The following is a 13,293-nucleotide window of genomic DNA, read 5'->3' on the forward strand; positions in this document are numbered from 1 at the left end:
TACATGGAATAGATCGACAGATACATTTGTATAACACTAACAGAATACCTTTAATTATAATTACAGGAAATTGAAAAAATGTTAATTTTTTATTAAGATAAATATTTTCTCAAGATTATCGAAGAGGAGTGATGATGATAGTTCTTCAGAGAACTAATATTTTTCTGCCTAAAATGGATCTTAACGTAACCTGCAAATCTTTTGCTGTGGTGATCCCGTCCCAATCAGACTAAGAATTTAAACTATCCTAAAAGAAAAAGCAATGATTAAATTTTAAACCTAGTCATTGCCTTATCCATTGCTTCTTGATTTACACCTATATAACGTAACGTGACTTTCTCTGACGAGTAATTAAATATCCCCATGAGCAATGCTATGTTTTTGTTTGCATATACATATGATACCCATATGTCTTTCTCAACGTATGTGTCCCTATTTCATCTAACCCAAACTCTGCCGCTGCTCCGCTTAATATCTTATATGCCATGCTACGACCAATTGGACGATTCTTACCTTGTCTGCTTTGCAATAAATACTCATTATCTTCTCTTTCTTCAATAAACCATTTAAGTTCTCTTTTCAGTGCTGCAGTAATTTGTATTCGTTTCTGTTTCCCTGTTTTCTTTTCCCGCATAGATATATGACTACCTTTGACATCTCCTACCTTCAATTTCAAAATGTCCGAGATTCTCAGGCCTGTATTGATTCCCATAATGAAGAGAATGTAATTACGTAAGCACTTTTCTTTAAAATATTCTTTAAGCTGCTGTATTTGCTCTGGATTACGTATTGGCTGAACAAAATTCATTATTCATTACCTCCAGTTTCTTCTGTCTCGTAAACTTCTAATCTAAGAGCAAAAACAAGTTTATAAAATACTCTAGCCTTAACACGTCGATAAGTACGCTCGCTCATGCCGATTTCGTTATATACCATATAATCACATACATCTTCATCTTCTAAATAACGCTTAATGATGATGTCTCTTTGATCCTTTCCTGCACGTCCATTACCCAAACGACTAAGAAACTGGTCAATACGAAATGATGTTTGCTTAATCCACTCTTCTCTTTTACTTTGTTGAATATTAGCCATCGCTATATCTTCTAGTAGCTTCCCTACATCATTTGTAGGCCCGTGATATCTAATTTCATAAGAAGGAGTGACTTTCATTTCTTCACGCATCATTCCAAACTGCCTATACAAACGCACACTTTCCAGAACACCTTCTAATTTTTTCTGCGTTGCTACTCTATCAATTTTTGGTAAGAAAGATAATTGTTTATTCATGTAAGACCACTCCTTTTTATTTTTAAATTACTTTTGTCTTATTGCTCCGCGTCTTCGTTCATAACAAGGTCTATGCATCCCCATTAAATCCTCAATTTCACGAGTACTTAATTTCTCTTTTTGTTTTTCTTATTTTTCTTCTTTCCTTGCTTGGATTGCTTTTTCCACTCGCGTAATTGTTCTTTTAGTGCCTTCATATTTCTCCATCCCTCTTTTCAAAATAAAAAGGACACCTATTCCTAAAACAGCTTTAATTGCTGCTTTAATGAATTGGTGCCCTCTAGTTTTCTAGCCGGACTATATTCTGTTTGTTTTACTTTAAAAGGATTATTTTGTTAAAAAATTCATTCTAATTTATAAACACTATCTTTTCCTTATATTTTCCATTAAAATTTAATGGAAATATTCCGATAACAAAGGAGCAACCTATGAAACATAATATAAATCTATGGTCCTTTATTTTTTCATTCGTTTGCATTGCTTTTTTTCTTTTATATCTTGAAGTATGTACACCTGAAATAAATGCATCTTTTATAAACGCCGTTTATTTTTCGTACTCATTTTTTCAATAGGAACTTTTTTTGCTGGTATTAAAGGATTCTCTAAAATAGATAATTGGATATCAATGCTTAGAAGCATAGTAACAGTTCTACTAACACTGTTATTATCAGTGTTTTTAACACTAACTTTTATTATGGGCTATGCATTAAGTTAATCGTAGTTCCTCACGAATAAAAACCAATATTCCGTCAATACTGTAGACACATGGTTATCTTTCTCCGATTTCCTTATATGAGCAGTTAGCTTTTGCTAGCTGCTCTTTATTTGTACAAGGTACTCAATTGACTGGCGCACATATAATATCCTGAGTTCCTTTCTTTATAAAATAGTCGTTATAAAATGAGACTCGTCACGAGAGCACTTTACTAAGTGCTCTTTTTATATTCCAACTTAATACAAAATGAAAGTTTGATTAAGCTTATTTTTATTACCGCATAACATGTTTAATTCTGCTTATAATATAGTTGTAACTTAAAGTTACATATCATTTACTTGTAGGGCCTAATTTTCTTTTGTACAACAAGCAGTTAGCTAATTAAGCTGGCTGCTTTGTTGTGCAAAATGAAGTTTTTATACGATTTTAAACACATTTAAAAATAAATTCATATGATATTACGTATTCCTCTCTTTTACAAAATGGATTTTGGTCAGAAGAGCACTTTTACGAAGTGCTCTTTTCCCATGGAATTAACGCTCTACAAAATAGCGTTTTTGTTTAGTTTTATAATGCTCTGTCTTCCTTTATAGAGCACTTGATTTTATTGTTTAATTTCATTAAAATGAGCTGGTATATCAACTAATAAGGAGACTATAATGAAAATAAATTTAGTATTGTTTGTATCATCAATCAAAGAGAAAACTGTCCCTAAATTAATGATAAAAACATTTGAATCTGATATTCGTCCAATTAAAGGCGATATCATAGATGATCCAGGGTTCGACTCAAGTTTTCATAATGGATATGAGGTTGTAAAAGTTTCAATTAATTACGCATCAAATGAATGTTTTGTTTCTCTACATCCTCTTGCTATAGAACTTGAGGACATTAAATTAGATACTTACATAGAAAAACTTGAAGCGTATGGTTGGCTTGCTGTCCCAAAAGAAGAATTACAAAATATATAATGTTTTTTTGATGTTTGAAGGGGTATTTTTATTATTATTTTTTCATTTAAATAACGATTTTGTTTTACTCCTTAACCAACTAAAACTACGCTACAATTAATCCATATTCTGTAAAGAGGTATATAAAATACTCTCACCGTATACGTGTGTATCTTGTGATCAACCTCTCATACAACACGATGAACATTCGTTTATCCATTACTGCATCAATCCAAATTGTGAAGAAGCAAAACTGGAATTATCTCTGTTGGAAGAGATGGGGTTGTGAATCCTATCTCTTTTCTTTACAATAAGGATTTTATTAAATAACTGAATAAAATTAAACATTCCGTCAATAACAACCACAATACAATCTGCTTCTTACCCAGGTTGTATCGGATGGAGCAGTTAGCCTATGCTAGCTGCTCTTTTGTATTTAGTTAAAGTTTTAGGTTTTAGGGTTTAGGTCTTATTCCTTTTCTACATCATATACTTTTAACCTAAACATCCAGCTCAAAGTGTTACCTCCCATCTTAAAGAGCACTTATGCATGGCGCTCTTTTTTATTTTTTCTTTCACTTCTGAATAACATTTTTAACCCTGTTCATACTATTTTTGTAACTTAATGTTACAAACTATTTCTGTAAGCGCAGCGTTTCTTAAACTGCACATTCATTAAGAACATACATAAAATATCATGTGGTATTCTTTTTCAATATTAGTTTTGTTCATGGAGCGCCTTAAAAAGCGCTCTTTGTATTACAAATAACTATTTCGTTCAAACATACACACGATTTATATAAACTAAGCATATATTTATATAGACAAGACATAGCTTTTACTATACATGCACAATTTTTGTGCATGTTTTTTATATAACAAAATAACTATTTTGTTATATTCCTTGCACTTTTAAATGAGACAAGCATATGTTGTAGTATAGTGTTTCATCACTTATATACACTTCCTTTTTTCAAGAGTACATATTCGATATGTACTCTTTTTGCATCACTATAAAATAACGCTTTTGTTTAGTTCTGATTTTTATAGTTAGATTAGATAAATTTGTTTCTTATTATCTCAAAATACAATCACACCCAATTCATATCATGCATCTACTGGATATAATCTGAGATTCTAAGAAAGGATGATATACATATGTCTAGAAAAGACAAATTTAACCGGTCACGTATGTCTAGGAAAGACAGATTCAATTCATCTAAAATAAAATCTGAAATTTCAATTTCTCCCGACCTAGTTGGGCCTACTTTCCCACCAATCCCATCATTTACTCTGCCTACTGGCATTACCGGACCTACTGGCAGCACTGGGCCTACTGGGAACACCGGGCCTACTGGGAACACCGGGCCTACTGGGAACACTGGGCCTACCGGACCCACATTTAACATTAATTTTCGTGCAGAAAAAAATGTTGCACAGTCTTTTACTTCTCCTGCAGATATTCAAGTATCGTATGGTAGTATAATATTTAATAATGGTGGAGGGTATTCTCCAGTAACGAATACATTTACAGCCCCTATAAATGGTATCTATTTATTCAGTGCCAGTATAGGATTTAATCCAACTTTAGGTACGACTTCTACTCTAAGAATAACTATAAGAAAAAATTTAGTATCAGTTGCTAGCCAAACAGGAACAATTACTACTGGTGGTACACCTCAACTTGAAATTACAACTATTATTGATTTATTAGCTGGCCAAACAATAGATATACAATTTTCTGCAGCAGAAAACGGAACTTTAACTGTAGGCAGTAGTAATTTTTTTAGTGGCGCATTATTACCATAATGAAAATCTTAAAATATATTACAATTACATTTGGATGGATAACATTATCATCAATTTTGCATACAGTATTCTTTAATTAATTCCCATTAGATTCATACAGTTAACCTTTGTTAAATTTTCTTTTTCTGTACTATTTATATACAACGTTCATATACTTACACAGACTTTAGTAATCCACATTATAGGTCTTGGCTTAAGAGCACCCCAATCTCTAATGGTGCTCTATTTAATTCAAATAACTATTTTTTTATGTTTCCTAACTTACAGTAATGTCCTAAAAAAACATTCATATATATTTATCAGATGCACTTTGAAATCCCAGAGTATCAAATATTTTTAAGAATTGACTGACCACCAATATTCAACTTCTCTTTAAAAACTTATTAAAAATAACTTAGATACAAAAAAGCTACGTTTTATATAGGATAAAAAATTATCTTACGTAAAGGAGCTTGATTATTTGTGAATTACCAAAATGATAATAACTCTAACCTTCACAACCCTTGCACTTGTCCATCCCCCACGGCTAACAGTTTAAATGTTGTTCAAACTACCCCATCAATAGTTTCTGTAAATTCTGCAATTCCACTAGATACCGTGGTAAATTCTAATGGTACGGCAATCTCATTCACACCACCAACAACTGTTTTACTTGAAGGTGGAAGAACCTATTTGGCAATCTATGAAGTGCAAGTTATCATTCAACCAGGAGGTAATTCGGCAGGTATCACTATGTACCTTAATAATAATCCAATCATTGGCTCTGGTACTTCTCTGGGATATACTGCAGGATTCACTTCTGTATCAGCACCCGCTATTTTCACTACACCTTCAGGTATAACAAGTACTCTTACTGTTAATGTAGGACCATATTCTAATACATTAAATACATTGGGCTTAACTCTTGCTGTTGTAGCGTTAACATAATAAAATCTAGTTCTTTCTAAAATAATTTTCTTTGTTCTTTAACTATTTTTTGAGGCTAGCCTTTAGGAACTCCACATAACTACATATAAAAAAAGAACATTATTTGTTTCGATAGTACTAGGTGACTCGGCTAGCACAATTGCTGAGTCACCTATTTATCTATAATAAAATAAAGCTCTTTTTTAATTTATTACGTGTTCTTTTTGATACAGAATTCTAATACAATTAATTTTCATATTATAATTACCTACATCGCGTATTTTTAATAGATACAACAAATCTCATACATATAGGAGGACCTTAATGATCCTAACTCAAGAAAAGAACATAAAATTAATTATGTATTTTCTTACCTTATTATCTTTTTTTATTCTTATTTTCTTTAGCATCACAATTTTTTATATACCGTTGATTTTTTATTTTATATACAAATCACAAAACATTCGAAAAAATATCCTTGAGGCTGTGTTTTATCAACTATTTATTTGGATAATTACAGTGATTTGGAATCTTTTCATAATAAGAATCTTAATGCTATCCTTGTCTAATTTAGACTTGACTTCAAATAATACTTTGATTATTTCCAGCATAGCTCCTTTATATCTAATACTGTTCCTTTTGTTAATTTTCGGACCGATAAAAGGGATTTTATATGTGCTACAAGAAAAAGAGTTTCATTATCCTATTATTTCTAAATGGATTAACCAATAAAATTACGTGTAAAAGAATTCAGAGTTTTACTGAATTCTTTTTTTATGGATTTTCCAAATTCTTTTACATATTCCTCTATTCCTCCTTTTTAATGAAATTTAAATCACATACCAATTAATTTACTTACATTGAATTTTTTGGTAATTTATAGTAATATTCACCTATAAAATCATTACCCTTATACAAAGAGCTATGAGCCTTTCCACTCATGGCTCTTTTTTATTACGATTTTCACTTCACATCTACACGATTTTGACTAGCTTCTCGACTAAATCCGCCTGGGTATCTTTTTGCTAATTTAGATATATTCATTTGAGCAATATCTTCTAGGGTATACCCCATTTCGTGAGACATGATTGAAATGTAGTACAAGATGTCTCCTAACTCTAAAGCGATTTTATGCGTATTCCCTTCTTCTTCTCCTGGACAATGAGCCAGATCAAATCCATGACCATGAAAAATTGCTTTTTTTACAACATCAGCAATCTCGCCAGCTTCTCCCGTAAGCCCTAATGCTGCATTTAAAACATGTCCACCGAAATCATTATTTGTATTCCATGTGCATAATGCCGCTTCTTGATATTGATCTAATTCACTGATTTGATTAATATTCATTGCAGCTTTTCCTCCCTTTGATTTACTAACTAATTTAGTTGTTTCATATACACCATTTTCCATAGCTTTCATTTTATTTTCTCCTTCCTATTTAGCAAATTCCTAATCCTATCGGACGATTTTCAATTAAATACTTATCAGCCTGATCTATTACAAGGAGCGCAACCTCAGCATGATGTCTCCTTAGTGCTTCCGCCATTTCTGGTAAACTCATACCTTGATTCCACATTTCACGAAAACGAATTACATCTCTTTCATCCCAAATGAAGTTAGCTTCTTCTAAAGCCATGTATATTTTCAAACGTGATTCCTTCATCTCTTCATGACTTCTTGCTACACTCATAAGCGAACCCACTTTCTAAAATGATTATTTTATCTTTTCAGTAAACTTAGCATCTACACGATCAACTTTACCGTTTATCCAAACTGCGACTTGCTCACCGAATCCGCTGACTCTTTTTAACATTCTCCTAATCATATGAAGCTAATTCCCTTCATTTCTTAATATTTTCTTCATCACCACCGCTATTATTATCATTATGAAACTAATAGCACATATAGGTAAATAATTTTTCGTACTGAATCCTTCAAACATAAAACCATAAACGACTTGCCCAATCGGTGCCATACATTGAGATACCGCTGTTATAATTGCCATCACTTTTCCTAGATTTTCATTTGGTGTTTTCTTTTGGACTACAGTAATCACATAGATGGATACAATTGTCATAATCATTGCGATTAGAAGAGAAGAAAGTATAAAGAGGATAAATGGTGGATAGTATCCTAAATTAAGAATAAACGGTGTAACTGATAGTGCCACTGGCATTACTAATAAAGCTATGATAAGCATCCAATTATATAATGTTTTCATCTGTAACTTTTTAGCAAAGAAACCAATTGACAACGCCCCTAATATAGTTGCAAAATCAATTAATCCCATTCCAATTCCATACATCGTATCGCTACTCTGCATAGTTACTCGTAACATAATAGGTCCTCCAACAACAAATAACGGTGTCAAAATTAAGTTTAGTAAAGCTGCAAGTAACATAGCCTTCAAAATAAAAGGTTGCTTTAAAACATAAAGAAAACCTTCTTTCATATCTTTTACAATTGTCGGTATGATATGGCTTTCTTGCGCTCTTTTTATAAAAGGTATTGTAATAAACATTTCTAAAATCGCAGATAAAAAGAAAGCAAGACAACTTGTTATTACGAGCATTTTCAAACCAATTATGCCATATAATATTCCTCCTAGTACAGGTGCAACTATATTAGATAATGCTTGCACACCATTTATGATACCGTTTGCTTGTTCTAACTTTTTCTCTGGAACTAATTGCGGAATACTTGCCATAACAACTGGTGAGTACATTGCACTAACGACTGCTAGTAAAAACATAATTGTTCCAATCAATAAAATAGATACCGATTCAGTTAATAACAAAACTATAAAACTTAATACAATAGCAGCGTTTATAAAATCCAAAATGACCATTACATTACGGCGGTTGAAACGATCTGCTATCGCTCCGCCAAGAGGAGCTAACAAAAACGGGATACTCGTTATGGCATATAACCCTGCAAATATATCGGCACGTCCTGTTATATCTAGCACATATAAAGACAGTGCAAAACGTAATAGTGTTGAACCTAAAATAGTAATAATTTGACCACTTACCATTAAGTGAAAATCTTTCAAGGAAGATTGAATACTTGCTGGCATCCTCATCACATCCTTCATTTAGTCTAGACCGACTGCCGGTCTATAATACCCAAACAGAAAAAAGCTATTTCTGTTTCATTAAAACCTCGATCATATAATCAAAGGACCCTTCTTTCGCTCCAACAGATACTTCCATCATTTTAATATAAGCCTTAGCTCTTCTCATCATTTCTTCCGGTTTCCACTGGAATAAACCATCATCAAATATGACTTGTGCTGAAGAGAGTAATAATTCAATTGTTTCTCGTGGGTATGGAGTAGAAAATATGCCTTCTTCTATTCCTTGCTCTAAAACTTCCGTTAATACAGGAGATAAATGTATAATGGATTGTACTAAACTTTTCTGATGCATTTCTGCATTATTCGGTTGATGGAATTGTTCAATCATTTTTTCTTTTACGTCTCCTGATTTTGGTGATTGTTCCATTAAAATTTTAAATAACTTATCTAAAACGGGGATATCGGGATTGGAGACAATCCTTTTCGCCTTAGTGACATCCTCTTTAATAATCCTCATAATGATTTCATCCATTACTTCCTCCTTCGACTTAAAATAATGATAAAACGTCCCCTTTGCTATACCTATTTCTTTTAAAATGTCATTTACGGTTGTTTTCGTATAACCTTTCGTAAGAAACAAACGCTCAGCTGTTTCTAAAATTTCCTTTCTACGCTCCTCATACTCCTTTACAATTCGCATTCAAGTTCTCCTTCCCACCTGACCGACTGTCGGTCTATTAAAATTATATGTTTAGTTTGCAAAAAGTTTCCTATTATTGTATATACAACATCCTACTTTCTATTTCCTTTATAAATTTTTATTTTTTAACGTACGCTCAATTTGTTTAAAACGTATCTCATGTTTTTTATCGTCATCTTTCATTTTAGGAAAAGAACGATGCCCTCCGCTTGATCCTATTTTTCTCGATTCTTCATCCAGACGCACAACACTTTGTAGTTTTTCAGCTCCTTCACCACAAGTCAGCGCATCTCCTTTACATCGATGACTTCAAAAAATGACAATTGATTCATACGACACGGTTCCCCTCCGTTCGATCTATGTTCTTATCAATGGAGTATTTTGTTGAGTTCCAATATGTAATATTGCATATTTTGTACTTTTAATTTTTGCACATGCGATAATTTATTTATAAAAATATAAATTATTAATAAGGGTGATTTATATGAGCAAGTTCCGAAAGAAAATGATTAAATATTTGCAAACATTTTGGGGATGCTTAGCATTTGGTGTATTAATGTTTGCTATCTTCTTAATTACGGATTTAACAGATGCATCTTTAAATACATTAGGCTGGAGAGACTGGCTAGGTTCTGTAGCAGGCGCAACCATTTTATCTGTTGGAATGTTTACTTTAAATAAATTGAATTTAAAATAAATATTCGGTCAATACTGTATGTAGGCTGTATGCCAACATTCATTTAAAGTAGTCTTCTCTGTATCTCCTTGTATTGAGCAGTTAGCTTTTGCTAGCCGCTCTTTTATTTTGTTCCGGTTCTTGCCTCTTAAAGAACTCTTTATCTACTTTCCCCCAATAAGTACACATATCTATTCCCCATTGCTACAAGATGAAATCTTTATTTTGTTTTACGCGTCGCTTCTTCAATCAGCCAAGATACAATATTAAAATCATTAGCTTCACCCTTTAAAGATGTTCCGTTCCAAAAGCATTCTTTCATCACTTCAAATAATTCTTCAACAGCTTCAATTCATCTCATATTCATTTTCTCTTTCTCCCAAATAACTATTTTGTTTTACTAATTAGCCGATTAATTTCACAAACACCTTTATCAAACATTCCACGTTTCTTCACCCCGTGAATATTTTTCAAATAAAAATACATACTATTTTCAAGCCGCCGTGTCCACGGCTAATACCTCTTTCTTTTGTTACAGCAAAAGCAGGTAGGTTCTTCACTTATCTGCTTTCTCTGTATATTTTTTAAGAAATCGAAAATAATACCAACAAGCTATTTGAACTAGCAGCTTCACTCTTCTCGCAATGGGGATGCAAATTATCACAATTAGCTAACTCATTGAACTCACTGGCAGACAACCAAAATCGTTGTCTGCTTTTTGTATGAGATTTTTCGTTTTACATATACTACTTTTGAACCTGCAGACCAATACGAGCCATTTTTGTGCTTGGGATTTCCCTTCCGGGGATAAGTATTTTTTACTTATCCCTTTTTTGTATAGACACGTATATTTAGGGTAAAACTAATTACAAGCAGATTTTCTGTTTATGCGTAGTTCTAAACAAGATTACTTTTTCTCCTATTAAAGGACGGCAGGTACGACTGCTAGTCCTTTTTTCTTATTTCGCATATTATCACTACATTACCTTCATCGTCGTAAGCAATTTCCTCATAAGGATGGCAGTGTTGCTTCTCGAGTTCCTCATCGATCAAAACTAACAAATTAGTTTTCCAGTTTCCAACGATCGTACACCAATACGAGTTTAATCCTTCATAAACTTCTCTTGTTCTATTTCGATAATTGCGGAATGTGTAATGAAAATACTCGCTCGCTTCAATACCTTTTTTTAACCAAAGTGTTCTGCTGAATGATAGTAATACCCTCGCTCTAATGGTTTTGGACTATAAAATTTCCTTTATAAATTTCAAATACGGTGAATGAAATTTTTGTTTTTTTCTTGCCATCATCCTTGTTGTATACAAACAAAAAAAGAGCCACAATATTTTGCGACTCTTTTACAATTATAACTATTTAACGGCCACGTCTTTGCTGACCTTGCTTTGTACTACCTTTTTTATTACTTGGCTTATTAAATGATCGGTTGTTTTCATTTCTCGAACTATTTCTTGAATCATTTCTTGAGCTATTTCTCGAATCACGTCTTGATTCACTTCTTGAACCTTCACGGCTATCTCTTTGACGATTTTGACCTGATTTCTTCGGAGCCGGCTTTGGTACCGGTTTTCCATTTTCATCTACACGTTTTATCTTCGGTTGTTCGATTATTTCTCTTTGTATTGGTGCACCAAGCGTTTTTTCAATTTCTTCTAAATGTTTTTCATCTTTCGCTGCAACGAACGTAATTGCAAGACCTGATCCACCTGCACGTCCTGTTCGGCCAATGCGGTGAATATAACTTTCTACATCTTCAGGGATATCAAAGTTAAATACGTGCGTTACACCATCTACATCAAGTCCACGAGCTGCTACATCCGTTGCGATTAAGTACTGAATTTTAGCTTCGCGGAAACTCTTCATAACTCTTTCACGTTTCGCTTGAGGTATATCACCATGAAGTTCAGCACAATTATAACCTAGTCCTTTTAAATTATCATAAAGCTTACTTGCTCTAACCTTTGTACGACAGAAAATAACTGCTAAAAATGGCTGATCACGATCCATAACAAAACGAAGTGCATCTGGCTTTGCACGATCTGTCGTCTCAATGACACGCTGTTCAATTGTATCTACCGTTACTTCTTCACTTTGTACTTGAATCATTTGCGGCTCATCCATATAACGTTTCGCCAATTTTTTAATATCTTTTGGCATCGTTGCTGAGAATAACATCGTTTGTTTACTACCAGGTGTCTCATCTAAAATATCTTCAATATCATATAAGAAACCAAAATAAAGCATTTGATCCGCTTCATCTAGTACAATCGTTGAAAGATTACTTAAATCAATTGTTTCACGTCGTATATGATCTAATAATCTTCCTGGTGTTGCAACAACAATATGTGTATTACCTTTTAATTTTCTCAACTGTTGTGCTACATCTTGCCCACCATAAATCGCTAGTACATTAATATCTTCTCTTTGAACAAGCATTTTTTTAATTTCAGTTGTAATTTGCAGGGCTAGTTCCCTTGTTGGTGCAACAATTAAAGCCTGAACATCACTAGACTCTGGATCGATTTTTTCTAAAATCGGTAACACGAATGCTAACGTTTTACCCGTTCCTGTTTTCGCCTGCCCAATAATATCTTTACCTGACATAATAACAGGAATTGCCTTCTCTTGAATTGGTGTTGCTTCTGTAATTCCATTTTCACGTAATGTATGATTAAAAGTTTCACTAATTCCTAATTCTAAAAAGTTTTTCAAATAGACCACTTCTTTTCCTTATTTTTCACATTAGCTTTCATTGTACCATTTGTTTCGCCAAATATGAAAAATAAAAAAATTCTTATCTTCTTTTTTTATATTCATCCTGTACTAGATGAACAAATTCTTTTTGCTTTTTCTCAGATTTTATTAATGCTTCCATGTTAGTAGAAGACAAAATGAACTTCTTAATTTTTCTATTACTCCAAATTAAACTTGTATACTTCGGATCTTCATGTAGATTTCAAAACCACTCTAATTCACTTAATTTTGCGATATGGTGTTTCAATTTCATGTCATTTCGAGGATAAAATAAAATGATATCTGCTATTACATCAAATAACGAACCCATCTTCTCCCCCCTATACCCTTGCTCAAATTATATATATTCTTCTTTATATATATATTTCAATTTTACCGAAATATAATGTTACTGATTTGGT

11 protein-coding genes and 4 pseudogenes are annotated in these 13,293 nt (G+C 32.7%); 6 read left to right on the forward strand and 9 right to left on the reverse strand.

The window, feature by feature from the left end; genetic code table 11:
• Positions 1–266: 266 nt before the first annotated feature.
• Positions 267–808, reverse strand: a pseudogene (locus tag DN400_RS00295) (site-specific integrase).
• On the reverse strand, positions 808–1,290 hold the full coding sequence (locus tag DN400_RS00300) for an ArpU family phage packaging/lysis transcriptional regulator (protein WP_147801471.1): 483 nt from the start codon (positions 1,288–1,290) through the stop codon (positions 808–810). Before DN400_RS00300 ends, DN400_RS00295 begins: the two are co-directional and overlap by 1 nt.
• A 428-nt stretch (positions 1,291–1,718) precedes the next feature.
• Between DN400_RS00300 and DN400_RS29720 the strand changes: the two are divergent.
• The 5 genes and pseudogenes from DN400_RS29720 (at position 1,719) to DN400_RS00325 (ending at position 6,402) form a co-directional block, all read left to right on the forward strand.
• Positions 1,719–2,005: pseudogene (locus DN400_RS29720) on the forward strand (hypothetical protein).
• Between the two features lie 659 nt (positions 2,006–2,664).
• Positions 2,665–2,976 (forward strand): hypothetical protein, encoded by a 312-nt coding sequence (locus DN400_RS00310; RefSeq protein WP_063547276.1) that lies wholly within the window; start codon positions 2,665–2,667, stop codon positions 2,974–2,976.
• A 1,170-nt stretch (positions 2,977–4,146) separates the two neighbouring features.
• Entirely contained in the window at positions 4,147–4,764 is a 618-nt protein-coding gene (locus DN400_RS00315; RefSeq protein WP_147801474.1) for an exosporium leader peptide-containing protein, read from the forward strand.
• A gap of 462 nt (positions 4,765–5,226) precedes the next feature.
• Positions 5,227–5,691 (forward strand): hypothetical protein, encoded by a 465-nt coding sequence (locus DN400_RS00320; RefSeq protein WP_016077725.1) that lies wholly within the window; start codon positions 5,227–5,229, stop codon positions 5,689–5,691.
• A gap of 303 nt (positions 5,692–5,994) precedes the next feature.
• A complete protein-coding gene (locus DN400_RS00325; RefSeq protein ID WP_098678125.1) occupies positions 5,995–6,402 on the forward strand; it encodes a magnetosome magnetite crystal formation protein family in 408 nt (135 codons plus the stop codon).
• A gap of 231 nt (positions 6,403–6,633) precedes the next feature.
• Here the strand turns inward: DN400_RS00325 and DN400_RS00330 are convergent, their stop codons facing one another.
• From DN400_RS00330 to DN400_RS00350, 5 genes and pseudogenes are all read right to left on the reverse strand, one after another.
• Positions 6,634–7,089, reverse strand: a complete 456-nt coding sequence (locus DN400_RS00330; RefSeq protein WP_000646384.1) for a nucleoside triphosphate pyrophosphohydrolase family protein — start codon at positions 7,087–7,089, stop codon at positions 6,634–6,636.
• Positions 7,090–7,108: 19 nt separating this feature from the next.
• Complete coding sequence (locus tag DN400_RS00335; RefSeq protein WP_000109540.1) at positions 7,109–7,360, reverse strand: hypothetical protein; 252 nt, start codon at positions 7,358–7,360, stop codon at positions 7,109–7,111.
• A gap of 24 nt (positions 7,361–7,384) precedes the next feature.
• Positions 7,385–7,471, reverse strand: a pseudogene (locus DN400_RS00340) (DUF3954 domain-containing protein); the annotation flags it as partial.
• 30 nt (positions 7,472–7,501) lie between these two features.
• Positions 7,502–8,746 carry an MFS transporter gene (locus tag DN400_RS00345; protein ID WP_065228828.1) on the reverse strand — a complete coding sequence of 415 codons (1,245 nt, stop codon included), beginning with the start codon at positions 8,744–8,746 and terminating at the stop codon, positions 7,502–7,504.
• A gap of 64 nt (positions 8,747–8,810) precedes the next feature.
• A complete protein-coding gene (locus DN400_RS00350; RefSeq protein WP_065228827.1) occupies positions 8,811–9,446 on the reverse strand; it encodes a TetR/AcrR family transcriptional regulator in 636 nt (211 codons plus the stop codon).
• 484 nt (positions 9,447–9,930) lie between these two features.
• On the opposite strand from DN400_RS00350, the gene DN400_RS00355 reads away from it, so the two are divergent.
• Positions 9,931–10,143, forward strand: coding sequence for a hypothetical protein (locus DN400_RS00355; RefSeq protein WP_000033159.1), 213 nt, complete (start codon positions 9,931–9,933; stop codon positions 10,141–10,143).
• Positions 10,144–11,494: 1,351 nt separating this feature from the next.
• On the opposite strand, the gene DN400_RS00360 is transcribed toward DN400_RS00355, so the two are convergent.
• Positions 11,495–12,859 carry a DEAD/DEAH box helicase gene (locus DN400_RS00360; RefSeq protein WP_002152922.1) on the reverse strand — a complete coding sequence of 455 codons (1,365 nt, stop codon included), beginning with the start codon at positions 12,857–12,859 and terminating at the stop codon, positions 11,495–11,497.
• Between the two features lie 73 nt (positions 12,860–12,932).
• A pseudogene (locus DN400_RS00365) lies at positions 12,933–13,202 on the reverse strand (hypothetical protein).
• Positions 13,203–13,293: the final 91 nt, after the last annotated feature.

This window comes from Bacillus sp. AR8-1 (assembly GCF_008042345.1).
Taxonomy (GTDB): domain Bacteria; phylum Bacillota; class Bacilli; order Bacillales; family Bacillaceae_G; genus Bacillus_A; species Bacillus_A cereus.

Bases quoted from the DNA above. Each gene is read 5' to 3' on its own strand.
- DN400_RS00300 (WP_147801471.1), bottom strand. From the start codon at position 1,290: ATGAATAAACAATTATCTTTCTTACCAAAAATTGATAGAGTAGCAACG.
- DN400_RS00310 (WP_063547276.1), top strand. From the start codon at position 2,665: ATGAAAATAAATTTAGTATTGTTTGTATCATCAATCAAAGAGAAAACT.
- DN400_RS00315 (WP_147801474.1), top strand. From the start codon at position 4,147: ATGTCTAGGAAAGACAGATTCAATTCATCTAAAATAAAATCTGAAATT.
- DN400_RS00325 (WP_098678125.1), top strand. From the start codon at position 5,995: ATGATCCTAACTCAAGAAAAGAACATAAAATTAATTATGTATTTTCTT.
- DN400_RS00330 (WP_000646384.1), bottom strand. From the start codon at position 7,089: ATGAAAGCTATGGAAAATGGTGTATATGAAACAACTAAATTAGTTAGT.
- DN400_RS00335 (WP_000109540.1), bottom strand. From the start codon at position 7,360: ATGAGTGTAGCAAGAAGTCATGAAGAGATGAAGGAATCACGTTTGAAA.
- DN400_RS00345 (WP_065228828.1), bottom strand. From the start codon at position 8,746: ATGCCAGCAAGTATTCAATCTTCCTTGAAAGATTTTCACTTAATGGTA.
- DN400_RS00350 (WP_065228827.1), bottom strand. From the start codon at position 9,446: ATGCGAATTGTAAAGGAGTATGAGGAGCGTAGAAAGGAAATTTTAGAA.
- DN400_RS00355 (WP_000033159.1), top strand. From the start codon at position 9,931: ATGAGCAAGTTCCGAAAGAAAATGATTAAATATTTGCAAACATTTTGG.